This window comes from Pseudomonas sp. TE3644 (genome assembly GCF_056278815.1).
Genome location: NZ_JBWBQF010000001.1, coordinates 385544 through 409349 on the forward strand (window position 1 = coordinate 385544; position 23806 = coordinate 409349).

Here is a 23806-nt window from a genome sequence, read left to right on the forward strand (position 1 = left end):
CCGTGCCATGAACCTATTCCTCTACCTGCTCACCGTCCTCATCTGGGGTACCACCTGGATCGCCCTGAAACTGCAACTGGGCGTAGTCGCTATTCCAGTGTCGATCGTTTACCGCTTCGCCCTGGCGGCCGTGGTGCTGTTCGCCATCCTGCTGCTTAGTCGGCGCCTGCAACCGATGAATCGCCGTGGCCACCTGATTTGCCTGGCCCAGGGCCTGTGCCTGTTCTGCGTCAACTTCATGTGCTTCCTGACCGCCAGCCAATGGGTGCCCAGCGGCCTGGTGGCCGTAGTGTTCTCCACGGCCACCTTGTGGAACGCCTTGAACGCGCGGGTGTTCTTCGGCCAGCGCATCGCCCGCAACGTGCTGGGCGGCGGGGCGTTGGGGTTGCTGGGGCTGGGCTTGCTGTTCTGGCCGGAACTGGCCGGGCATTCGGCCAGCCGCGAAACCCTGATCGGGCTGGCGCTGGCATTGCTGGGCACACTGTGCTTTTCGGCAGGCAACATGCTCTCCAGCCTGCAACAGAAGGCCGGGCTCAAGCCGCTGACCACCAACGCCTGGGGCATGCTGTATGGCTCGATCATGCTGGCCGGTTACTGCCTGGTGCGCGGTACGCCGTTCAATGTCGACTGGAGTGTGCAGTACATCGGTTCGTTGCTGTACCTGGTCATCCCCGGCTCGGTGATCGGCTTCACCGCCTACCTGACGCTGGTGGGGCGTATGGGGCCGGAGCGTGCGGCTTACTGCACGGTGCTGTTCCCGCTGGTGGCGTTGAACGTGTCGGCGTTTGCCGAGGGCTATCAATGGACGGCGCCGGCGTTGATGGGGCTGGTGCTGGTGATGGCGGGGAATGTGCTGGTGTTTCGCAAGCCTCGGCCGCCGGTGGTGGCGGCCGAAGCCAAGCTGGCGTGATCAGCCTTTGAACGCTTGCGGGTTCACCAGATCCTGTGGCCGCTGGCCTTTCAGGGCTGCGGTCAGGTTATCCATGGCGCGGTTGGCCATGGCCTCACGGGTTTCCGAGGTGGCAGAGCCGACGTGGGGCAGGGTGACGGCGTTCTTCAGTTGGAACAGCGGCGATTCGGCCAGCGGCTCTTTCTCGTAGACGTCCAGGCCGGCGCCACGGATGGTGCCTTTCTGCAGGGCTTCGATCAGCGCCGGTTCGTCGACGATCGGGCCGCGGGCGATGTTCACCAGGATGGCAGAGGGCTTCATCAGCGCCAGTTCGCGGTGGCTGATCAGGTGCTTGGTTTTTTCGCTCAGCGGCACGACCAGGCAGACGAAATCGGCTTCGGCCAGTAGCTGATCCAGGGTGCGGAATTGCGCGCCCAGTTCCTGCTCAAGGGCCGTCTTGCGGCTGTTGCCGCTGTACAGGATCGGCATGTTGAAGCCCAGGCGACCGCGGCGGGCGATGGCCGCACCGATGTTGCCCATGCCGACGATGCCCAGGGTCTTGCCAAATACGTCGGTACCGAAATGGTTGGCGCCGACGCTGGCCTTCCATTCCCCGGCCTTGGTCCAGGCATCCAGCTCGGCCACGCGGCGGGCGCTGCTCATGATCAGCGAGAAGCCCAGGTCGGCGGTGCTTTCGGTGAGCACGTCGGGGGTGTTGGTGAGCATGATGCCGCGCTCGTTGAAATAGGCGACATCGTAGTTGTCGTAGCCCACCGAGACGCTGGACACCACCTCAAGCTTGCTGGCGCTGGCCAGTTGCTTGGCGCCCAGCGGGCGGCCGGCGCCGATCAGGCCATGGGCGTTGGGCAGGGCTTCGTCGAATTGCGCGGCGATATCGCCGTGCTTGGGGTTGGGCACAATCACGTCGAAGTCTTGCTGCAGGCGCTCGACCATGGGCGGGGTGATGCGGCTGAAGGCAAGTACGGTCTTTTTCATTGGGCTTGTTCTCGACAGTCGGGTGAAGAATGTGAGCACGCTAACATTCCCGGCCGGCGCGTTACAAACCCTGAGCCAGTAGCTTGTGTGGGAGCGGGTTCTACCCGCGAAGAAGGTAACGCGGGCTTCCTGACGCGCCGCGGTGTTCTTTTCGCGGGCAGAGCCCGCTCCCACAGTTCAGATCGCCATGTTCAACTCATGGGTCTTCAGGTCCGCCTCATGGGCCGCCAGGATGTCCGGCAGCGAACCGCGCAGGTATTCCACCCAGGTCTTGATCTTCGCATCCAGGTACTGGCGCGACGGGTAGATGGCGTACAGGTTCAGCTCCTGCAGGCGGTAGTCCGGCAGGATGCGCACCAGGGTGCCGTTGCGCAGGCCGTCGATGGCCGCGTAGATCGGCAGCACGCCCACGCCCATGCCGCTGATGATCGCGCTTTTCATCGCGTCGGCGGAATTGACCTGAAACGGTGCATTGCTGATGTTGACCATCTCCTGGCCTTCGGGGCCGTCGAACAGCCATTTCTCCAACTGCACCACCGGGCTGATCAGCCGCAGGCAGGCGTGGGACATCAGGTCGCTGGGCTTGCGCGCAGTACCATGGGCCTTCACGTACTCGGGCGAGGCGCAGACGATGCTGTAGGTGATGCCCAGGCGCTGGGACACGAACCCCGAGTCCGGCAGTTCGCTGGCCAGCACGATGGACACGTCATAGCCTTCGTCCAGCAAGTCCGGTACGCGGTTTGCAAGGGTCAGGTCGAAGGTCACGTCCGGGTGGGTCTTGCGGTAGCGGGCGATGGCGTCGATGACAAAGTGCATGCCGATACCGGTCATGGTGTGCACTTTCAGCTGGCCGGCGGGACGGGCATGGGCGTCGCTGGCTTCTGCTTCGGCTTCCTCGACGTAGGCCAGGATCTGCTCGCAGCGCAGCAGGTAACGCTTGCCTGCTTCGGTCAGGGCAATGCGTCGGGTGGTGCGGTTGAGCAGACGGGTTTGCAGATGCGCTTCGAGATTGGAAACCGCCCGCGAGACGTTGGCGGTGGTGGTATCGAGCTGCACGGCGGCGGCAGTGAAACTGCCCGCTTCGGCCACGCAACTGAAAGCACGCATGTTTTGCAGGGTGTCCATGGGTCACTCTCTAAATAGACGGCAAATTGTCGCATGAAGTAACAATTGTCGTCTCGCGGCTTTACACCGATTATCGCTTTTTACGTAATAAAGATTCACACGAACACCCGCTTATCGGCGCCCGTTTCACCCCCTAGAATCGGCGCCTCAAGGTAATCCCCTCTCTTTCAGTCAGGAATTAGCAGCAGTGCCGCGTCGCATATTTGGAAAGCTGAATGCTTTCAGCGTTTTGGCCTTAACTTTGACCATCAGCGGCTGCATCGGCACTGGCGGCATTGCCCCCCAAGGCAAGGCCCTGTCTGCCAACACCCTGGCCACCGACGAAGCCATCCAGGCCGCCGCCAAGGACGCCCATTGGCCCGCCAGCCAATGGTGGCGCGCCTATGGCGATGCACAACTCAACCAGTGGGTAGACCAGGCGCTGCAAGGCAGCCCGACCCTGGCCATGGCCGCCGCCCGCGTGCGCCAGGCCAAGGCGGCGGCTGGCGTGGCCGAGTCGGCCGAATCGGTGCAGATCAACGGCAAGGGCTCGCTGACCCGGCACAAGTGGCCGCAGGACAACTTCTACGGCCCCGGCGAGCTCAGTGGCGTCAAGGATTGGGACAACAACGCAGGCTTGAGCCTGAGTTACGACCTGGACCTGTGGGGCCGTGACAGCAATGCCACCGAGCAGGCGGTGGACATGGCGCACATGAGCGTGGCCCAGGCCCGTCAGGCGCAGCTGGAACTGACCAACAACATCGTCAAGGTGTACATCCAGCTGTCGCTGCATTACGCCCAGCGCGATATCGCCCAGGCGACCCTGGCGCAACAGCAGCAAATTCTGCAACTGGCCGAGAAGCGCCTGGCCCACGGCATCGGCACCCAGTTCGAGGTCAGCCAGGCGCAGACGCCACTGCCCGAAACCCATCGGCAGATCGACGCCCTGGACGAAGAAATCGCCCTGAGCGGCAACCAGCTGGCGGCGCTGGCGGGCAAAGGCCCGGGCGACGCCGCGCACCTGCAACGACCGACCCTGGCCTTGGGCGCGCCGCTGAAACTGCCGTCGGCGCTGCCAGCCGAATTGCTGGGACAGCGCCCCGACGTGGTCGCCAGCCGCTGGCAAGTGGCGGCCCAGGCCCGTGGCATCGATGTGGCCCACGCCGGCTTCTATCCCAACGTCGACCTCACGGCCAGCCTGGGTTACATGGCCACCGGCGGCAGCATGCTGGGCTTCCTGACCGCGCAAAAGCTGAGCTACACCGTGGGCCCGGCGATCAGCCTGCCGATCTTCGACGGCGGCCGTCTGCGCTCGCAGCTGGGTGAAGCCTCGGCCGGCTACGACATCGCCGTGGCGCACTACAACCAGACCCTGGTCGAGGCGCTGAAAAGCATCTCCGATCAGCTGATCCGCCGCGAGTCCATGGACAAGCAACAGGCCTTTGCCGCCGAGTCCGTGGCCTCGGCGCAGAAGACCTACGACATTGCCCAGGTGGCCTTCCAGCGCGGTCTGACCGACTTCCTCAACGTGCTCAATGCCCAGACCCAGCTGTTCCATCAGCAGGAAATCCAGCAGCAGGTGCAGGCCGCGCGACTGACCGCCCAGGCTGAACTGGTGACCGCGCTGGGCGGCGGGTTGCAGGCAGGCAACGACGTGCCCAGCGACGCCAAGACTGCCGCACCGCCTACCCCGGCGGCCCTGGCCATCCTCAATCACTGACGGATCGATTCATGACTTCTCTGTCTGCACCGCTGCGCCGGCTGGGTTCGCTGCAGTGGCGCCGTGGTTTCTTCGAGTGGGCACGCAGTGACGGCGTGACCTGGGCGTATATCTTCAAGACGCTGCTGGCCGCGTTCCTGACCCTGTGGCTGGCCATGCGCCTGGAGCTGCCGCAGCCGCGCACGGCGATGATCACCGTGTTCATCGTCATGCAGCTGCAAAGCGGCCACGTGTTCGCCAAGAGCTTCTACCGCTTCCTGGGGACCATCGCCGGTTCCGTGGTGACGGTGGCGCTGATCGCCCTGTTCGCGCAGAACACCGAACTGTTCCTGCCCAGCCTGGTGATCTGGTTCGGCATCTGCTCGGCCGGCGCCGTACGCCACCGCAACTTCAAGGGCTACGGCTTCGTGCTGGCCGGCTATACCGCCGCCTTTATCGGCTTGCCGGCCCTGGCGCACCCGGAAGGGGCGTTCATGGCGGCGATGTGGCGGGTGCTGGAAATCTCCCTGGGGCTGATCGTGTCCACGGCGGTCAGCGCGGCCATCCTGCCGCAGTCGGCCAGCGCCTCGATGCGCAACGCCATGTACCAGCGCTTTGGTGTGTTCGCCGGTTTTGTCGCCGAGGGCCTGCGCGGTGCGAGTCAGCGCGCCACGTTCGAGAGCACCAACGTGCGCTTCATTTCCGAGGCCGTGGGCCTGGAGAGCCTGCGTGGCGTGGTGGCCTTCGAAGACCCGCACATGCGCCGTCGCAGTGGCCGGGTCAGCCGCCTGAACAGTGAATTCATGGGCATCACCACGCGCTTCAACGCCCTGCATCAACTGCTGGAGCGTATCCGCGGCCGTGGCCACGCCGAGGTGGTGACCGCCATCGAACCCGGCCTGAAAGCGCTGGCCGCGCTGCTGGAAAACTACGCCGGCCGTGCCCTGACCGTCGACGACGCCAAGCGTTTGGCCGAACAGATGGCGCTGTACAAGGAAGAGCTGCCGTCCCACGTGCGCCGCCTGCGCGCCATCTTCGTCGAGAGCCACCCCAGCGAAGACGACCTGCTGGACTTCCACACGGCCTACGAGCTGCTGTACCGCTTCGTCGACGAACTGCTCAGCTACGCTCAGACCCACGCCTCCCTGGCCGATCACAGCCACGAGCGGGAAAAGTGGGACGAGCCGTTCATGCCCCAGACCAGCTGGTGGGTGTCGGCCGCAGCGGCGGTGCGGGCCATGTCGGTGCTGGGCCTGTTGGGCAGCTACTGGGTGGCCACGGCCTGGCCCAGCGGCGCCACCATGACCCTGGTGGCTGCGGCCACCGTCGGCCTGTCGGCAGCGGCGCCCAACCCCAAGCGCATGTCGTTCCAGATGGCCTGCGGGACCATGCTGGGCGCGGTGGTGGGCTTTGCCGAAACCTTCTTCGTGTTCCCCTGGATCGACGGCTTCCCCTTGCTGTGCATGGTGTTGGCGCCGGTGTTGATGTTCGGCGCGTTCCTGGCCTCGCGGCCACAGTGGGCCGGTTATGGCCTGGGCCTGCTGATTTTCTTCAGCATCGGCTCGGTGCCCGACAACCTCACGGTGTACAACGCCTACGCCTTCATCAACGACTACATCGGCATGATCATCGGCATGCTCGCCTGTGCTGCCGCCGGCGCGATTATCCTGCCGCCCAACAGCCGCTGGCTGTGGAGCCGCCTGGAGCACAACCTGCGCGAGCAAGTGGTGTTCGCCATCAGCGGCAAGCTGCGCGGCCTGGGCTCGGCGTTCGAGAGCCGCACCCGTGACGTGCTCAACCAGGCGTATGGCCTGGCGGCCGGCAAGCCCGAGGTGCAGCGCAACCTGCTGCGCTGGATGTTCGTGGTGCTGGAAGTGGGCCACGCGGTCATCGAGTTGCGTCGCGAACAGGCGATCCTGCCGGTGCACCCGGCCTATGCCGAATCGCAGCCGTGGCGCCAGGCCATCCGCGTCATGGGCCGCTCGCTGATTCGTCTGTTCATCCAGCCCAGCCGCGCCAACCTGGAACGCAGCCTGGCGGCGGTGGACCAGGCCATCTATTGCGTGCGCGACACCGACGAGCCGTTCGCCCGGCACTTCGACACCTCGGCTTTGCGCCGGGTGCAAAGCTACCTGCACTTTATCCGCAGTACCCTGCTGGACCCGCAATCACCGCTCGCTGAGCTGGCGCCCCCTGCGCCTGCCCAAGGACTGACCCATGCCGCGTGAAATAGCTTTCCATGGTGTGTACATGCCCACCATGACCCTGATGTTCCTGATCGCCCTGGGCGTGGGCTGGGCCCTGGACCGCTTCCTCAGCGGCCTGGACCTGTATCGCTTCTTCTGGCACCCGGCGCTGTTGCGCCTGAGCCTGTTCGTCTGCCTGTTCGGCGCCCTGGCGCTGACCGTTTACCGTTGAGACTGACTTGATGAAAAAGTTTTTCAGCCTGATCGCCACCCTGCTGGTACTGGCCGTGGCCGTGTTCATCGGCCGCGAGCTGTGGGTGCACTACATGCAAACCCCCTGGACCCGCGACGGCCGCGTGCGCGCCGACATCATCAACGTGGCCCCGGACGTGACCGGCTACGTGGTGGCCGTGCCGGTGCGCGACAACCAGTTGGTGAAGAAGGGCGACGTGCTGCTGCAGATCGACCCCGAGCACTACCAGATCGCCGTCAAGCAGGCCCAGGCCCTGGTGGCCTCGCGCAAGGCCACGTGGGAAATGCGCCAGGTCAACGCCAAGCGCCGCGCCGACATGGACAACCTGGTGGTGTCCAAGGAAAGCCGCGATGACGCCGGCAACGTCGCAAGCAGTGCCGAGGCCGACTACCAGCAGGCCCTGGCTGCCCTGGACGCTGCCCAGCTGAACCTGGCCCGCACCAAGGTGGTGGCCACGGTGGATGGCTACGTCACCAACCTTAATGTGCACGTGGGCGACTACGCCCGCACTGGTGAGGCGAAGATGGCGGTGGTCGACAAGAATTCGTTCTGGGTTTACGGGTTCTTTGAAGAGACCAAATTGCCGAACGTGCATGTGGGCGACAAGGCTGATTTGCAGATGATGAGCGGCGAGGTGTTGAAGGGGCACGTCGAGAGTATTTCGCGCGGTATTTATGACCGGGATAACCCTGAGAGCCGGGAGCTGGTGGCGGATGTGAATCCGACGTTCAACTGGGTGCGGTTGGCGCAGCGGGTGCCGGTGCGGATTCATATTGATGAGGTGCCGGAGGGGTTTTTGCTGGCGGCGGGGACGACTTGTACGGTGATTGTTAAGCAGGGGTCGGCTGGGGCTCTGTGAGGGGGGAGGGGCTGGTGGGGGGTTGCGTGATGGCCGCCAGGGGCCAGGCGATGATGATCTGGCGTTCTTGAGATCGAGCGCCGTCCGCACGGCGCTTCCCGAGCTTCGCTCGGTCCCACATCTGTTTCGGGCCAGTTATGCCTGTCGCATCACCTGGCCCGCTTTGTATTTTCACTGCAAATCTGTGTTGGTACCCACAAGGCGGTCGAGGTGATTTAACAGGCATAATTGGCCCGAAACAGATGTGGGACCGAGCGAAGCTCGGGAAGCGCCGCGCGGGCGGCGCTCGATCTCAAGGACACTGCACCTCTCAAGACATGCCCCTGGAAGCCCCGACGCGATCGACCGCCAAGCCCAGCGCAGCCTGGCGGCAGCGGCTACAGGTCTCGGTTGAGGCCGAACTTGCGTTTCAGGATTCCCTCCAGCAGGCCCTTCGGCACCCACCGCTCCAACCACGGCAACGCCCGACTCCCATTCCCTATCCGCACCAACCGCGCCGGCACCGGCTTCTCCACCGCCGCCACCAACCGGTCGGCAAACACGACAGCCGAAGTCGGCCTGTCCTGCGAAGCCGTGGCCCGTGCGCGAATCTGCGCCTGCAACGGCCACCACGGCGAGCCCTCGGCAATCACCTGTTCCGCCTCGCGGCTGGCATTGCTGGCGAACTGGGTATCGATGGCCCCCGGCTGTACTTCCATCACCCGGATGCCAAAGGGCGCCAGTTCCATGCGCAGCGCATCACAGAGCCCGTGCACGGCGGCCTTGGAGGCGCAGTAGGCGCCGGCGAACGGGGTGGTCAGCACGCCCGAGACGCTGCCGATGTTCACCACCAGCCCCCGGCTGGCGCGCAGCAGGGGGAAGAGGGCGCGGGTGACGCCGACGATGGCGAACACGTTGGTTTCGAACTGCTGGCGCATGCCGGCGACGCCGCCGTCCAGCAACGGGCCCATGGCGCCGTAGCCGGCGTTGTTGATGAGGATGTCGAGGCCCGGCAGCTCGGCGGCCAGGGCCGCTACCGCGGGTTCATCGTTGACGTCGAGCTGGCGGGCGTGGAAGCCCTCGGCCGCCAGGCGTTCTACGTCCGCCGGTCGACGGGCCGTGGCCCAGACGCTGTGGCCGGCCTGCCGGAAAGCCCGCGCGACGGCAAGGCCGATGCCGCTCGAGCAGCCGGTGATGAGGGTGACGGGCATACAGGGTCCTTGTGCATTGAGTCAGGGGTCAGATCGATCAGTGCGCAGTCTAGCTGCTCATCCTTGCCGCCTGTAATCAATACACCGCGCCCATCGGCGTGCACCACGAACTGCGCTGGCACGCCAGCCACGCCCAAGGGTTGCCACAAGGCGCCGTTGCCTTCGGTGTGCATGGTGAAAATATCGACGTCGGGGTGCTGGCCGGCGATGCTCGCCAGGTAATCCAGGCGCATCTTGCAGGCAGGGCAATTGGCCGAGTGCAGCACCAGCAGGCGGCCTTTGCGGGCCCGCGAGAAGAGGTATTGGTTGGCGCCGGTCTGCTTGCCTTCGCCGAAGTGCTCGGCGAAGGCGGTGGCATCCTTGAGTTCCCTGATCGCGTTCATGTCGTGTCCCCAGTTGAATGACGTGTTGACTCATTCAACGCCTATCGGGGGCCACGCGATACTGTAAGAACTGACAGTCAGTTGGCGAAGCTGCCCTGCACCCGCTCGGCGCGCCATTCCAAGGTTTGCGCGCGGTAGCCGGGGCGCAGCGGCGGCACGGGTAGACAGTCCTTCCAGCTGGCGCCGGGTTGCAACTGGCCGGGGCCGCGATAGCGCGGCGCGTCGTAATCGTCCTGCACCAGGTTCACGGTGTCGCCGGGGGCGAAGGCCGCCAGGCGCCATTGCAGTTCGGTCATGGGCACGCTGTTGCCGTTCTTCATGCTCACCTGCAGCGGTTTGTCGGCGGGGCACTCGTCGGCAGCGTACTGGAAGTGCAGGCCCATGCGCGCCAGTTGCGCCAGCTCGCGGTTGTCCTGCCACAGCACGCTGAGGCCGACCATGGCCAGGCCCGCCAAGGCGACCAGGGAGATGGGCAAGGCCTTTTTCGGGTAGCGGATCAGCAGGAAAAGCCAGGAGATGATGAGCAGGGTGCCGATGAGCATGGCGTGGGTTCGCGTGTGGCTGGACAGGCCTGCCATGGTACCACCTGTAGCCGCTGCCGCCAGGCTGCGCTGGCCCTAAGCCCCGCTGGGCATACTCAGGGTTGCCGAGGGCCAGCGCAGCCTGCGGCAGCGGCTACAGGCCGGACACAAAAAAGCCCCTGCCTCACCGGCTGCGGATAGGGGACGCAGCGGATGAGGCAGGGGCTTTCAAACAACCTTACTGCGCGATGGTTTTCACCGACACGCCACGCTCTACCGGGGTGGAGCGGCCGTAGATGTCTTCGAAGCGCTCGATGTCATCCTCGCCCAGGTAGCTGCCCGACTGCACTTCGATGATTTCCAGCGGGATCTTGCCCGGGTTGCGCAGGCGGTGCACCGAGGCGATCGGGATGTAGGTGGACTGGTTTTCGCACAGCAGGAACACGTTCTCGTCACAGGTGACTTCGGCGGTGCCCGATACCACGATCCAGTGTTCGGCGCGGTGGTGGTGCATCTGCAGGCTCAGGCAGGCGCCCGGCTTGACCGAGATGTGCTTGACCTGGAAGCGGCCGCCCATGTCCACCGAGTCGTACGAACCCCATGGGCGGTACACTTCGCAGTGGTTCTGGGTTTCGCTGCGGCCCAGCTCGTTGAGGGTGTTGACCATCTGTTTCACGCCCTGGACCTTGTCCTTGTGGGCAATCATCATGGCGTCCTTGGTTTCCACCACCACGATGTTGTCCAGGCCGATCACCGACACCAGCTTGCCGTTGCCGTGGATCATGCAGTTGCGGCTGTCCTGTACGACCACGTCGCCCTTGGTGACGTTGCCGTTGGCGTCTTTCTCGTGCACGTCCCACAGCGACGACCAGCAGCCCACGTCGCTCCAGCCAGCCGTCAGCGGCACCACGCAGGCGCGCTGGGTTTTTTCCATCACGGCGTAGTCGATGGAGTTGTCCGGGCAGCAGGCGAAGGTGGCTTCGTCGATTTCGACGTTGTCGCCGTCTTTCACGCTGCGCTCAAGGGTCAGCATGCAGGTGTCGTAGATGTCCGGATCGTGCTTCTTCAGTTCTTCCAGGAAGCGGCTGGCGCGGAACAGGAACATGCCGCTGTTCCAGAAGTAGCCACCGGCTTCGACGAATTCGGCAGCGCGTTTTTCATCCGGCTTCTCGACGAAGTGCGCCACGCGGCTCACGCCTTCGGGCAGCAGCGCGTCATTGGTGGACTTGATGTAGCCGTAGCCGGTTTCCGGCTTGGTGGCCGGCACGCCGAACAGCACCATCTCGCCACGCTCGGCGGCCACGGTGGCCAGGGCCAGGGCGCGTTGCAGGGCCTTCTGATCGTCGATCACGTGGTCGGCGGGCAGCACCAGCATCAGCTCGTCGCGGCCTTCATTGACCATCTTCATGGCGGTCAGGGCTACGGCGGGGGCAGTGTTGCGGCCGAAGGGCTCCATCAGGATGCCCTGGGTTTCCAGCTTCAGGTTGGCCAACTGCTCGTTGACGATGAAACGGTGATCCTTGTTGCAGACCACGATCGGGGTTTCCATGCCTTCAAACACCAGGCGCTCCAGGGTTTGCTGGAACAGGGTGTGCTCGCCGGTCAGGGCCAGGAATTGCTTGGGGAATTGCTTACGCGAAAGCGGCCACAGACGAGAGCCACTACCACCTGACAAGATCACCGGAATCATATTGTTTCTCCAATAAAACGAATGGTTAGTTAGACGCGTTGCCGTTTCTGTCTTGTTTTTGTTCCCTGTCAGCCGCCCGTTTCAGCGGGCGGCCAACTCGATTCTGTTCAGCGGGTGGAAACCGGGCGCTGTACCCACACCGGCGACAGGCTGGTGCCTTCACCGGTCACGTACAGCACGGCCGCTTCACCGCGCTCCAGGGCCACTGGCTTGAGGTCGCTGACTTTCTTGTCGCCTTCGTACAGCGCCAGGCTGACTTTCACCGGGTTGATCTCGCGCTCGCCGGTGCCCTTGGCGGCCACGTCCTTGACCACGTCGGTCTTGCCGTCGGCGGTCTTCAGGGTCAGCGGCTTGTCACTGAGGTTCTGCACGCGTACCAGCGACTTCTGCTTGTTCTTGAACGGTGGCTCTTCCACCAGCTGTGGGTTGCCGTTGGTGTTGTTGACCACGGTGTAGTAGTGGTCCGAGGCCAGCTTCACCGGCAGGGTCTTGCTGCCGACCTTGGCGCTGTAGTCGCCTTGGGGCATGAAGCTGAAGTCGCTGCTGGCCAGCGGCGCGATCTCGTTGAGGTTGGTGTTGCCGACGCTGGCGCTGACTTCCTGGTTGCCGGCGTTGTAGACACGGACAAAGGCGGAGCCTTTAGGCGCGGTAGGGCCGTAGAGGGCGGCATCGCCACCGGCGAAGGCGTGTGCGGAGAGCAGGCCGGTGGCGGCAATCAGGGCAGCGGCCAGACGGTTTTTGCGATTATGTGCGGTCATGTGCATTTCCTCTTTGCTTGTAAGGGTTGAGCTTTTCAACGGCTCAGTTGGATTGGCCCACAGCCAGGTTCTGGTTGGTATTCGGGTCTTTTTTCAGCTCGGCGATCCAGTTGGGGTCGAAGTCGCTGAGGTCGTTCTTGATTGGCAGATAGCGTTCCGGAAACTCCCAGATCAGCACTTGGGGCGGGCTGTTCTTGAAGGCGTCGGTTTGCAGGTACTTGAGCATCGGCAGAATCGGGCCGTGGCCGTCTTCGGCGTAGTTGACGACGTCACTGCGCAGCGACTGCTGCAAGGCGCCCAGGAAGTTCCAGTGCGGGTTGGCGCTGTAGCTGGTGCCCACCAGGGCGACCGGAATCTCGTTGCCGCCGAACAGCGCGTCACCGCTTTCAGCCTTGTCGCCGGCCTGGGTGGTGGTGCGCTGGGCCAGTTCGTCCGGCTTGGGCAGCAGGTTGCTGAACAGCGGGTCCAGCGGCAGGAAGTTGGTCAGGTCGCCCTTGTACGGCTTGGCCGCGTCGCTGGCGGTGACGAAGGTCTGCGGCTCGCCGCTGAGCGGGGCGTGCTGGGCAATGGCGGTGCCCAGGTTGCGCGCCACCACTTCGGCGCCCATGGGCGTCCAGTGGGTGTCGGTGCGCAGGAACACCTGGCCCTGGGCCTTGGCCTGCTCCAGCGGGGCCAGCAGGTCGGGGGCGAAGATGCCGGCGGCCGCGGCCTGGGCGTGGAACTGCTGGTACAGGTCCTTGTGCAACTCGGCCGGGGCGGTGGCGCCGATGTGCTCGGGGTACAGGCGGGCCTTGGCCGGGACGATGGCCAGCACCAGTTGCACGCCGTGCTGCTTGAGCTGGTCACGCACGCCTTTGATCAGGGCGAAGTTGTCGGCTTCCACCTGCGCGCCGTTGGCCACGGGGTTGAATTCCTCGTCGCTGTACAGCCACTGGTCGCGGCCCAGTACCACGCCGGGGCGGCCTTCCTTGAACAGCTTGAAGTCCACCGCGGCCCACAGGTTGGTGCCCAGGCGCTTGATCGGGAACTGGTCGTCGTAGTGGGTTTCCACCGCCTTGGTGAACTTGCCGTTGAGCACGGTCATCTGCTCGGTGCGGTTGAAGCTGGCGAAGCTCCACAGCGACCAGATGCCCAGGCCCAGCAGCACGGCCAGGAACAGCAGAATGTAGAGGATGCGTAATGATCGGGTCATGGTCGGCTCGCTCAAAACTGGAAGTAGAGGAACGGCGAGAAACTCTGCGCCGACAGTTTCAGGATCGAGGCCAGGAACAACACCAGCACCAGGGTGCGCATCAGGTAGCGCGACCAGTCCACGGTCCAGTACGAGGCTTGCACCTGGTGACCATGGGCGTGGGCGGCCAGCGCGGCCGGGTTGTCGCCCGGGGTGGCGCGATACAGGCCAGGTTGCGCGGTGGCCGGGCCGTTGGCTTCGGCCACCGGGGCCTTGGCTTTTGGCTTGGGCTGGTTGGTGTACAGGTCACGCAGGCCGAAGAACGCCAGGGTGATGTAGGCAATCACCAGGGTTGCCACTTGCAGGCCGGTGAGGCTGGCGGCGTTGAGTTCGGACAGGTGCCAGTCGCCGAAGCTGAACATGGCGGCGTACATGCGGTAAGCCACATGCAGGTTTTCGGCGCGAAAGATCACCCAGCCCATGATCACCAGCAGGAAGGTCAGTACCCAGCGGATCGGGTTCAGCGCGCGCGGCGTGGTGTTGATGCCCAGCAGGCGCTCGATGGCCAGCCACGCGCCATGCCAGGCGCCCCAGATGATGTAGGTGAAGTTGGCGCCGTGCCACAGCCCGCCCAGCAGCATGGTCAGGAACAGGTTGCGGTAGGTGGCCAGGGTGCCTTTGCGGTTGCCGCCCAGGGTGATGTACAGGTAGTCGCGCAACCAGGTCGACAGGCTGATGTGCCAGCGGCGCCAGAACTCGGTGATCGACTGGCTGATGTAGGGCTGCTTGAAGTTTTCCATGAAGCGGAAACCCATCATCAGGCCCAGGCCGATGGCCATGTCGCTGTAGCCGGAGAAGTCGAAATACAGCTGCGCGGTGTAGGCCAGGGCGCCCAGCCAGGCGTCGCCGGTGGTGGGGGCGGCCAGGGCGAAGCAGTGGTCCGAGACGGTGGCCAGGGTGTCGGCGATGAACACCTTCTTGATGAAACCCTGCATGAACCGCGTCGCGCCCTCGCTGAACTTGTCCAGGGTGTGGGTGCGGTTGTTGAACTGGTCCACCAGGTCCGCGAAGCGCAGCACCGGCCCGGCAATCAGGTGCGGGAAGATGGCGACGAAGGCGGCGAAGTCGATCAGGTTGCGCGTGGCCGGGGTGTCGCCGCGGTACACGTCGATGATGTAGCTGATCGATTCGAAGATGTAGAACGAGATACCGATGGGCAGCAGCACATGGGTCAGGATGAACGGCTGCATGCCGAACGAGCTGATGATGGCGTTGATGCTGTCCACGCCGAAGTTGGCGTACTTGAAGTAGCCCAGTACGCACAGGTCCACCGCCACGCCCAGCAGCAGCCAGCGCTGTGCGGGTTTGGTGCGCACGCCGGCGGCGCCTACGCGCAGGCCGATCCAGTAGTTCCACAGGGTGACCGCGGCGAACAGCGCCAGGAAATCCACCCGCCACCAGGCGTAGAACACGTAGCTGGCGACCAACAACAGCAGGTTGCGGTAACGATTGCCGCACAGGTAGTACAAGCCGAGAAAGACCGGCAAGAACAGGAACAGGAACACGTTAGATGAGAAAACCATCCCGATCTCTCCTTGTTTGATCCATACACAAGGGCCGAAGCCCCCCCAAACCCCCCATTTATTCCAGGGGGTAAATCACGTCCTGCGCCATCTCGTAGCCGCTGCCGCCAGGCTGCGCCGGCCGGTGTGAACCCTGTAGATCTCCAGTGAGGTACAGGGCCAGCGCAGCCTTCGGCAGCGGCTACGGGTGGTGTGTCATCACGAGCCCTTGTTGCCTTTTTCGTGCTCGGGGTCGTAGACCTTGGTCAGGTCGCCGCCCAGGCGGAAGGTCTTGAACGGCTGGCCTTCGTGCTTGCGTTCAAGCGCGTCCGGCGGGCAGCTGTAAAGGCTGCACCAGGGCTCCAGCCAGGCGAATTTGCTGTCCACCTTAAGGTCGGTCATGTCCTGGTCCTTGCCGTTCTTGGCTTCGAAGATGTCCGGGTCTTTCACCCCGGCCAGCACCTTGTCACCCAGGCGTTTCAGGGCACCGTTGTTTTCCTGGCGCAGGTCCACACCGTTGGCCTGGGCGAAGCTGGCAATCATCGACAGCGGCGGCAGCGCGTAGTTGTGGTAAGCCAGGGCGCGCTGCTGACGCTTCACCTCGTTGGGCAGGAAGCCGTCGGCATCAACCTGATTGGCGCCGATCTTGTATTCCTTCACCGACCAGTCGAACAGGTCGCGGCGGTCCAGGGCCACGGAGGCGGCCATCACCGACCAGGCGGCCCAGTACGAGTGATTGTTGGTTTTTTCCAGCGGCAGGTTGTTCCAGTCGCTGACGACCTGATCGGCCAGGCGCCCGAACCAGGCTTCGATCACCTGGGTCTGCTGCTGGTGGGTGGCCAGCGGGTGCGAGTCGGAGAACTTCAGCCGCACATAGGCCGACGCCATGCTGCCCAGCGCCCATTTGCGCATGGACTTGCCGGTGTGGTTGAAGTCCTTGGACATCAGCGCATCGGCCTGGGCCCAGGCAGTCAGCCAGTTGAGCGTGCAGTCCAGCTGCTGCGGATTGCCGTCGCGCATGTACACCATCACTTGCTTGCTGATGCCGCGCTCCATGGTGGTGATGTCCTTGGTGGCATCGCGGAACGCTTTGTCAGACGTGGCGTTGAAGGTCGAACGGGTTTTGTCCGAACCTTCGTACTTGCTGCGAAACTGCAGGCTTTGGGTGTAAGGCTGCGGCATGGCCTGGCAGCCTTCATCCTTGGCATTGGTCTTGAACTTGTCCACGGCCGCCAGGTAACCCTGTGGCGGGTGCAGGGGCGCAGCCGCCTGGGCATTGCCGGCGAAGATGGCCAGGCCCAGCAGGGTGGGCGCGAGCAGGTGGCGTAGTGCGTTGGTGCGGTTCATAAATAACCTCACAGTCCGGCTTGGGCGTTCTGTTGTTTCGGTGATTGCTGAACGCCAGGGAAGACGTTGCGCTTGCACACGGTGGCTTCGACTTTCTGGGCGGGTTGGCCGGCTTCAGGGCCTTCCACTTCCAGGGCCAGCAGGTTCTGCGAAGCCCAGTCCTCGTCGTTGCGCAGCTCGAAGGCAAAGCGCCCGTCGGTGTCCGAGGTGGTTGGTTTCTCAATCTTCAGGTCTTCGTGCCGCCCGTTCAGGTACCACAGGGTGGCGTGCAGGGTCTTGACCGAGGTGTCGGCGAATTTGATGTCGATCTGGTGATTACCGTTGTGCAAGTCTTTGATTCCATTGCGGCCGTTGACCAGCAATTCATTCTTGCCGGTTTTGAGCGTGGCGCTGGCTTGCAGTTCCGCAGGTTTGCCATCGCAACCGTTATCCAGCAGCGACATCATCTGGCGGTAGATGGTCTCCTGGTCCAGGCGGTACAGCGGCGAGAATTCCCAGATGAGGATTTTCGGCGGGTGCTTCTGGAAGTCGTCGCTGCCCAGGTACTGCAGCATCGAGCCTTCCAGGCCGCCGCCGGGGAAGGCGACGTTGAGGATGTCGGCGCCGATGTCCTGTTCCAGGAAGCCGGCGAAGTTGTAGTTCTTGCCGCTGTGGCTGGTGCCCACCAGGGTGATCTGCGGGGTGCCGGCATCGCCGAACAGGTCGCCGTCGGCCGCCTCGCCCTTGGGCTCGGTGGTGAACTGGTCCATGTATTGGATGGCGTAGCTGGTGCCGCACAGCTGGCCGGCCATGTTGTGCAGGGTACCGGTCTTGCCCATGCGGCCGGACAGGTGGGTTTCGAATTCGCGCTTGGGAATGTCGGCGAAGGCCGGCATTTTCTTCACGGTCTCGGCGACGATCTTCGCAGTGCGCTGGGCGCCGTACGGGGTCCAGTGCTGGTCACCGCGGAAGTAGAAGTCGTGGGCCTGCTGCTCATTGGTCAACGGCGACAGGTCGGGCACGTTGAAGCCCATGCCGGCGAAGCGTTGCAGCATGGCCTGGTAGTTCTTCAGCGCCTTGTCGTACTGGAACTTGTCGCGGTCGGCCGGGAACAGTTTGTTGCGGTCAACCAGGCCACGGGTCGGCTGGTACACCACCACCAGCTCCACGCCCTTGCTCTTGAAGGCGTCGTGCAGCTGTTGCAGGCGGCGGTAGCCTTCCGGCGTGGTGTCGAATTCGGTGCGCAGGTCTTCCTGGGTACGGAACAGCCAGTCGCCCTGGGCCTGCACCAGCGTGGTGAAGTTCTGCTGGTAGCGGCTCACGTAGTTCTTGGCGTCATGGGCGGCTGGGCACAGGCTGCAGCAGGGTGCGGCTTCGTACTTGGGCGCGGCGAAGTCCTGGGCGCTGGCGCCGTTGGACGCTGCCATCATGGCGGCGGCAAGGCCGGACAGGCTGAGCAGCTTGATCAAGGTGGGGTGCATGAAGTTCATCCTCAGTCCTGCATTTCGGTCTGGCGTTCGACGGGGTCGATCAGCACGGCTTTTTGTTGGCGAACCATCAGGTCCATGATTTCGGCCTGGCGGTCGCCCAGGATGCCGGTGAAGCTGATGCCACTGGATTTGGTGGGGGCCAGCATCGACACGCGATACATCTCCACCGACAGCGGCGAGTCGATGGACAGCGGCCCGGTACCGTTACCGGCCAGTTCGCCACCCACCAGGATCAGCGAGACCTGGGCGTCGAAGGGGTCGAGCTTGATGTTGCGGTCGGTGTTGCTCAAATCCTTGATGTGGCCGTACACACCGGTCAGGCCGTTGCCCAGCGCCTTGTTCTCGTAGAGGCGGATGTTGGTGCTGTTGCGCACGCGGATACCGTGGCGCTTGTTGCCCAGCAGCATGTTGCCCCACAGCAGGTTGTCGGCGCTTTCGTACAGGGTGATGCCGTCGGTGTGGTTCTTGTAGATCTTGTTGTAGGCCACCAGGTTGCCCACGCTGTTACGGTCGATCACCACGCCCGAGAGGTGGTTGTCGTAGCTGCGGTTGTTGAAGATGAAGCTGTTGTTCACTTCCCGCGAGACGATGATGCCGTGCTTCTTCTTGGTGCCGTACACGGTGTTGTCGGCGATGATCAGGCCGTGGGACCGGTCGTGCGGGTCGATGCCGTAGATGATGTTGTCGTGGTAGGTGTTGCTCTTGACCACGAAGTCGCTGGTTTCATAGCAGTAGAAGCCGTACCACATGTCCGAGAAGGTGCTGCCGATGATCCAGCCGGTAGGCTCGCCGCGGCCCATCTGCGCAGTCATGTTCGGCGTGTACTGGGAAATACTCACCCCGTACGACTTGGACTGGTTGTAGCCCATGCTCGCCATCACGGTGTTGACCATGTAGGTCTCGGTGCCGCCCCAGGACAGCAGGAACGGACGGAACTCCTTGGGTTGGCGGAAGGTGGACGGGCCGTTGTCAGCCTCGCGCCAGCCAATCACGCGGGTATCGCGCAGGAACAGTTTGCCGTCGTTGACCAGGAACGCGCCGCCTTCCTGAGACAGGCGAAGTTCCTTGGTCTGCTTGTCCACCTCGAAGATGCCGTTGTGCCCGACCACGATCGGCAGGCGCGACAAGTACACGCCCGGCGCGGTTTCGCGGATGTATTGCTTGGGCAGCTTTTTTACCAGTTCGGTGAGGTTGACGTAGCCGTCCTCGACGAAGATGGCCTGGGGAATGCCGTGCTGGCGGTTTACCCATTCGGCCATCTTGTTGTCGCCGCCGATGAATTCCTTCAGCACGTCTTCCTGCAGCATGCGCTTGACCATGATCTTGCCGGGCTTGCGGCGGTCGATCTTGGCGGCCACGGCCTGGGCGGTGTAGCCGGTCAGGTCGGGCAGTTTGGGCGCAGCCAGTTCCAGCGACTCCGGTGGGGCCGTGGTAATGGTGTAGGTCTTGGCCAGTTGCAGGGTCTTGGCTTCGTCCTTGTCTGGCGCCGCAGCTGCCGCCGGGTGCGCGGCCGGGGCACTGGCCAGGGCCAGGCCGCTGGCCAGCAGCAGCGCGGTGGCCAGCACGGCCCTGGAAAACGGCAATCGGTCTGAATTCATCATTTCATCGCACTCCCTTCGCGGTCGCATCAGAAGCGCCAGATCACGTCGATAAAGGCGCGGTGCATGTAGCTGTCCACCTGGTTGCCATAGGCCGAACCTGGCTTGAACACACCGGCGCGCAGGCGCACCAGGGCCGAGGGTTCGTCCACCGACTGGCTCAGGGAGGCCGGCAACAGGCCTTGCTTGAAGTACTTGCTGACCACCAGGTCCATCTCCTGGCCCAGGTCCTTGTCACCGTCAGCCAGCGGCAGCGAGCTGATGGAGGTGATGTCGGTCGGGTTTTCCGGGTCGGTGGTGGTGTTGACCGCGTCCAGGGTGCTGGTGCCGATGCCCTGGTTGCCGTCCACACGCCAGAACTTGTGGTAGATCAGGCTGGCGTCGTATTCGTCGCGCAGTTGCCAGCTGGCGAACAGCGAGGCGCTTTGCACGTTGGCCATCTCGGCCTGGTAGGCCTCGCCGAAGCGGGCGACGCGGGCACGGGTGCCGGTCCAGGTCGAGCGGTTGCTTTGCAGGCCGTTCTGTTCGTAGTCGCGGCTGGCGCGCGAATAGGCGCCGCCCACTTGCCAGTTCGGGTCCAGGTGTACGCGCAGGCCCAGGTCGGTGGCCCAGCCGTTGACGTGGCCGCTGGTCTTGTCGCCGGCCACGGTCTGGCCGTTGACCACGTTGCTGCCGATGCTGTCGCGGTTGCCGGACATGAACGTCAGGCTGCCCCAATAGTTGATGTTGTTCAGGTTGTCGTGGTTGTAGGCGTCGCTGTCGGCTTCAAGGCCCAACCAGGTCAGGTCACCGGTGCTGCTTTTGTCCGAATCGTCGATGGCCTGGCCGGTGCTGGGCAGGCTGCCGCTGTCATGGGTGTGGTGGGCGCGCAGGCCTACCCACTGGCCCGGGGTCCACTGGTACGAGACGTCGCCGTAGGCGTGCAGCACGTCCTTGTCACTGGCCGACAGCTCGGTGAGGTCGGTGCGATACTCGCTGAAACGCTCGGCCACACCGGCGTGGGCACGCAGCAGGGTGGTGTCGAAGTCCCAGTTCAGGGCTTCGATGTTGGTGTCTTTCCACTGCCCGTCGTCGTTGCGCAGGCGCTGGCGGCCGAACTTCAGGATCTCGCCGGGGTAGGGCGTGAAGCCGCTGTAGCCGACCCAGAATTCACGCATGGCCAGGTAAGTCTTCTTTTGCTCGCGACCGCTGGCGGTGCTGTCGCTGCTGACGTTGGATTCCTGCAGGGTATCGGTCTGGATGGTGTCGGTGGCGGTGACCAGCTGACCCATGGCGTAGGCGCTCCAGTCGCCCCATTGGCCGTAGGCCCAAGGGCGCAGGTCCAGGCCCAGGCCGTTGACGTCGCCGCCCGAGCGGGTGCCCAGGTCGCGGTCGTCTTCGGACTGCAGGGTGCCTTTGACTTCGATACCGAAGTTTTGGTCAGCGGTCAGCGCCGCCAGCGTCGGGCAGGACCATAGCGCGGCGAAACCCAGGCCAATGCCGGCTTTCATCCATTGGTTCAGTTTCATAGCGATTTGTCCTCACCGTCTTCTTCTTCCAGCGTCTGCAGGGCGATGCTGCTGTTCTGGTTCATGGCACCGCGCACGCGCTGTTCTTGCTGCAGCATTTGCTGGGCCTGGGCGCGTTGCTCGGGCGACAAGGCCGTTTCAAGCTGGGTGGCCAGGTCCAGTACCGGCTGGGCAGGCTCCGGCTGGGCCTTGGCCAGTTGCACGAACATGTACGCGTACACCGGGTTGGGCTGGGTACCGCGACCGCCGGAATACAGCTGGGCCAAGGCGAAATCCGCGCTGGCCTGGCCGCCGCGGGCGGCGACCAGCAGGTTGTCCACGGCCTTTTGCGGCTCGGGTTTGCCCAGGTAGCCACGGCGGTAGATCTGGCCCAGGTAGTAGTGCGCGCTGACCTGGGTGGGGGCTGCGGCATTGAGGTGTTCCTCGGCCTTTTTCGCGTCCGGGATCACCAGCTTGCCTTCGTAGTAGATCTTGCCCAGCAGCAGTTCGGCGCGCGGCTGGTCGGCGTTGCGGCCCTTGTCCAGGTACTCCATCAACTTGTCCACGTCACCCAGTTCGGGGAAGTCGTAGAGCAGTTGCGCAAGGCTGACCCAGGAAGCCGGGTACACCGGGGCGATCTTCTCCAGCATGGACTGGGCGGTTTTCTCGTCGGTCTGGCCCAGGGTGGCATCACCCAGTACGCGTGCCACAGCGTCCACGCGCATGGCCGGTACGGCGCCGCGGGCGTAGGCGGCCTGCAGTTGGGCCAGCAGCGCTTGCTGACGGTCGGTCTGCTGGCGCTTCTGGTACACGGTGGCCAGTTCCACGTAGCACACGTCGGCCACGTTCAAGGCCTTGCGGCACAGGTTTTCCACGTCGTCCAGGTGCTGGTCGTAGGTGCCCTGGATGCGGTACACCAGCACCTGCGCCAGGTTGGCCTCGGCGTAACCGGCGGCCTGCCATTGATTGATCTTTTCCTGGGCATTCACGCCCGGGAAGGTGTTGGGGTATTGCAGGTAGAGCATGGCCAGCGGCGTCAGGGTGTTGCCCTCGCCGTTGGCAAAGGCTTTCTTCAGCAGGCCTTCGGCTTCGCGTTGCTCGGCCTCGGTAGGGTGCGGCTTGAGGGCCAGCAACCGGCCCAGGCGTGCCTGGGCCCGTGGCGAGGTGTCGGCCGCGGCGCGGTAAGTCGCCTCGGCCTGACGCAGTTGCTCGGGGTCGCGGGTGCCCACCTGGATATCGGCCAGGCCTACCTGGGCTTCGGTGTAGCCCAGGTCTGCCAGTTGCTGATAGTTCTGCTGGGCCAGCGCCGTGTCGCCACGCTTCAAGGCTTCGTTGGCCAGACGCTGGTCCGGCAGGCCCGCGCAACCGGCCAGGCCGATCGCGACGGCCAGGCCCAACAGCGCCGATCCTGGCAATATTCTTAGAGTGCTAGCCACAGGTGTTCTCCTCGATCCCACTTACTGGCCGGCGGCCATGGCTTTGTTCATCAGCCAGTTCAGCGACGGACCACGGTCGCTGCTGACGTCCACGGCGCGGCCGGTCAGGCTGCTGTTGAGTGGCTCGTCGGGCTGGATCTGCACGCGCAGGTCCGAGGACAGGTCAAGCGGGTTGATGCTGGTGGCGTTGACCACCTTGCCTTGGCGCACGCCCTCTTCACCGGCTACCTGGAAGTTAACCGGGGTGCCTGGGGTGATATCGCCGAACTGGCGGTAAGCGAAGCGCGCTTCGACGTTGGCGGTGGTGTTGCGCGGTACCAGGGTGAAGATCACGTCGCCCTTGCTGGCGTACTGGCCGTCGGCGACCAGTTGCTGGCCCACGGTGCAGTCGCACGGCGAGGTCAGGGTGCCGGTCATTTGCTTGCCGAACAGTTCGGTGATTTTGTCCGGTTGCAGTTGGTCCGGGTCCAGGTTGCCTTTCAGCACGTCGAGCATGCTGGTGCTGAAGCTGGCCAGCGGTGCGCCTTTGGGGGCCACGCCGTCAGCGCCCACCAGGCTCTGCACGGTGCCGTCACGCGGCATGGTGATGTTCATCGACGGCGCCGACACCAGGCCTGCCTGGGCGTGGGTGACGAAGTACAGGCCGTACACCGATTTCAGCACGAAGCCGAAGGCAGCCAGGCCTACCACGAACACGCCGGCGCTGAAGGTCACGGCCTTGAGGCGGGCGAAGGCCGACTGGCCGCCACCGGCTTTCTTGTCCTTGCGCGCCTTGGTGAAGTTGTCGCGCTGCAGGGTGCCCAGCACGTCGCCGACGCTGATGATCTCGCCGCTCAGGTGCGAGGTGATCAGGTGGCGCATGGTGGCGATGTCCTGCTGTTCCAGGTTCTGGAACTGGCAGCCGACGCGGCCGGTGCTGTCATTGAAGGAGCGCACCTGGAACTCGATGTCCATGCCCAGGCCCAGGGTGTCGATGACGAACATCAGGCGCCCGCGGTGCACCTCGCCTTCAGCCAGCGGCTTGGGCGCGTGGAAGGCCAGGCCACCGGCCGACAGGTCTTCGATGCGTACCTCGATGGTCTCGCGGTTGGGCCCCATGTAGCGCAGCTTGGCGGGCAGCTTGACCCGGGCGTGCTGGCGCTGGGCTTCGGACTCATGCACAACATTGACGTTCACGGCGTTATTCATGGCGGTAATTCCTACTTAAT

20 protein-coding genes are annotated in these 23806 nt (G+C 64.1%); 5 read left to right on the forward strand and 15 right to left on the reverse strand.

Annotated elements, in window-relative coordinates:
• The first annotated feature begins 7 nt into the window (after positions 1 to 7).
• The gene (locus ACZ9GA_RS01705; protein ID WP_457357577.1) at positions 8 to 910 is read left to right on the forward strand and encodes a DMT family transporter; all 903 of its coding nucleotides are present in this window, start codon (positions 8 to 10) and stop codon (positions 908 to 910) included.
• Here the strand turns inward: ACZ9GA_RS01705 and ACZ9GA_RS01710 are convergent, their stop codons facing one another.
• Together ACZ9GA_RS01710 and ACZ9GA_RS01715 are read right to left on the reverse strand one after the other, a co-directional pair.
• Complete coding sequence (locus ACZ9GA_RS01710; RefSeq protein ID WP_457357575.1) at positions 911 to 1885, reverse strand: 2-hydroxyacid dehydrogenase; 975 nt, start codon at positions 1883 to 1885, stop codon at positions 911 to 913.
• A 177-nt stretch (positions 1886 to 2062) separates the two neighbouring features.
• Positions 2063 to 3010, reverse strand: coding sequence for a LysR family transcriptional regulator (locus tag ACZ9GA_RS01715; RefSeq protein WP_027979071.1), 948 nt, complete (start codon positions 3008 to 3010; stop codon positions 2063 to 2065).
• Positions 3011 to 3197: 187 nt separating this feature from the next.
• Here ACZ9GA_RS01715 and ACZ9GA_RS01720 point away from each other — a divergent pair, with 187 nt between their 5' ends.
• The 4 genes from ACZ9GA_RS01720 to ACZ9GA_RS01735 are packed head-to-tail and all read left to right on the forward strand — an operon-like array spanning position 3198 to position 7986.
• On the forward strand, positions 3198 to 4709 hold the full coding sequence (locus tag ACZ9GA_RS01720; protein ID WP_457357573.1) for an efflux transporter outer membrane subunit: 1512 nt from the start codon (positions 3198 to 3200) through the stop codon (positions 4707 to 4709).
• An 11-nt stretch (positions 4710 to 4720) separates the two neighbouring features.
• Entirely contained in the window at positions 4721 to 6916 is a 2196-nt protein-coding gene (locus ACZ9GA_RS01725; protein WP_457357571.1) for an FUSC family protein, read from the forward strand.
• Entirely contained in the window at positions 6906 to 7106 is a 201-nt protein-coding gene (locus ACZ9GA_RS01730) for a DUF1656 domain-containing protein (protein ID WP_457357569.1), read from the forward strand. The genes ACZ9GA_RS01725 and ACZ9GA_RS01730 overlap by 11 nt, the downstream gene beginning before the upstream one ends.
• Positions 7107 to 7116: 10 nt before the next feature.
• Positions 7117 to 7986, forward strand: coding sequence for an efflux RND transporter periplasmic adaptor subunit (locus tag ACZ9GA_RS01735; protein ID WP_457357567.1), 870 nt, complete (start codon positions 7117 to 7119; stop codon positions 7984 to 7986).
• Positions 7987 to 8363: 377 nt separating this feature from the next.
• Here ACZ9GA_RS01735 and ACZ9GA_RS01740 read toward each other — a convergent pair whose 3' ends face one another.
• The 13 genes from ACZ9GA_RS01740 to ACZ9GA_RS01800 form a co-directional block, all read right to left on the reverse strand.
• Complete coding sequence (locus tag ACZ9GA_RS01740; RefSeq protein WP_457357565.1) at positions 8364 to 9176, reverse strand: SDR family oxidoreductase; 813 nt, start codon at positions 9174 to 9176, stop codon at positions 8364 to 8366.
• Positions 9062 to 9559 carry a TlpA family protein disulfide reductase gene (locus ACZ9GA_RS01745; RefSeq protein WP_457357563.1) on the reverse strand — a complete coding sequence of 166 codons (498 nt, stop codon included), beginning with the start codon at positions 9557 to 9559 and terminating at the stop codon, positions 9062 to 9064. Before ACZ9GA_RS01745 ends, ACZ9GA_RS01740 begins: the two co-directional genes overlap by 115 nt.
• 77 nt (positions 9560 to 9636) lie before the next feature.
• On the reverse strand, positions 9637 to 10101 hold the full coding sequence (locus ACZ9GA_RS01750; RefSeq protein ID WP_457363598.1) for a multidrug transporter: 465 nt from the start codon (positions 10099 to 10101) through the stop codon (positions 9637 to 9639).
• 217 nt (positions 10102 to 10318) lie between these two features.
• The gene (locus tag ACZ9GA_RS01755) at positions 10319 to 11770 is read right to left on the reverse strand and encodes a mannose-1-phosphate guanylyltransferase/mannose-6-phosphate isomerase (protein ID WP_457357562.1); all 1452 of its coding nucleotides are present in this window, start codon (positions 11768 to 11770) and stop codon (positions 10319 to 10321) included.
• A gap of 107 nt (positions 11771 to 11877) precedes the next feature.
• Positions 11878 to 12528, reverse strand: coding sequence for an alginate O-acetyltransferase AlgF (locus tag ACZ9GA_RS01760; protein WP_457357560.1), 651 nt, complete (start codon positions 12526 to 12528; stop codon positions 11878 to 11880).
• A 43-nt stretch (positions 12529 to 12571) separates the two neighbouring features.
• Positions 12572 to 13720: an alginate O-acetyltransferase gene (locus ACZ9GA_RS01765; protein WP_457357558.1), complete on the reverse strand. Its 1149-nt coding sequence runs from the start codon at positions 13718 to 13720 to the stop codon at positions 12572 to 12574.
• 11 nt (positions 13721 to 13731) lie between these two features.
• The gene (locus ACZ9GA_RS01770) at positions 13732 to 15282 is read right to left on the reverse strand and encodes an MBOAT family O-acyltransferase (RefSeq protein WP_457357556.1); all 1551 of its coding nucleotides are present in this window, start codon (positions 15280 to 15282) and stop codon (positions 13732 to 13734) included.
• A 198-nt stretch (positions 15283 to 15480) separates the two neighbouring features.
• A complete protein-coding gene (locus tag ACZ9GA_RS01775) occupies positions 15481 to 16608 on the reverse strand; it encodes a mannuronate-specific alginate lyase (RefSeq protein WP_457357554.1) in 1128 nt (375 codons plus the stop codon).
• A gap of 8 nt (positions 16609 to 16616) precedes the next feature.
• Positions 16617 to 18068 carry an alginate O-acetyltransferase gene (locus ACZ9GA_RS01780; RefSeq protein WP_457357552.1) on the reverse strand — a complete coding sequence of 484 codons (1452 nt, stop codon included), beginning with the start codon at positions 18066 to 18068 and terminating at the stop codon, positions 16617 to 16619.
• An 11-nt stretch (positions 18069 to 18079) separates the two neighbouring features.
• Positions 18080 to 19678, reverse strand: coding sequence for a mannuronan 5-epimerase AlgG (gene algG, locus ACZ9GA_RS01785; protein WP_457357550.1), 1599 nt, complete (start codon positions 19676 to 19678; stop codon positions 18080 to 18082).
• Between the two features lie 26 nt (positions 19679 to 19704).
• Complete coding sequence (locus ACZ9GA_RS01790) at positions 19705 to 21183, reverse strand: alginate export family protein (RefSeq protein ID WP_457357548.1); 1479 nt, start codon at positions 21181 to 21183, stop codon at positions 19705 to 19707.
• A complete protein-coding gene (algK, locus tag ACZ9GA_RS01795; protein WP_457357547.1) occupies positions 21180 to 22619 on the reverse strand; it encodes an alginate biosynthesis TPR repeat lipoprotein AlgK in 1440 nt (479 codons plus the stop codon). Before algK ends, ACZ9GA_RS01790 begins: the two co-directional genes overlap by 4 nt.
• Positions 22620 to 23786: a PilZ domain-containing protein gene (locus ACZ9GA_RS01800; RefSeq protein ID WP_457357545.1), complete on the reverse strand. Its 1167-nt coding sequence runs from the start codon at positions 23784 to 23786 to the stop codon at positions 22620 to 22622.
• Positions 23787 to 23806 lie beyond the last annotated feature (20 nt).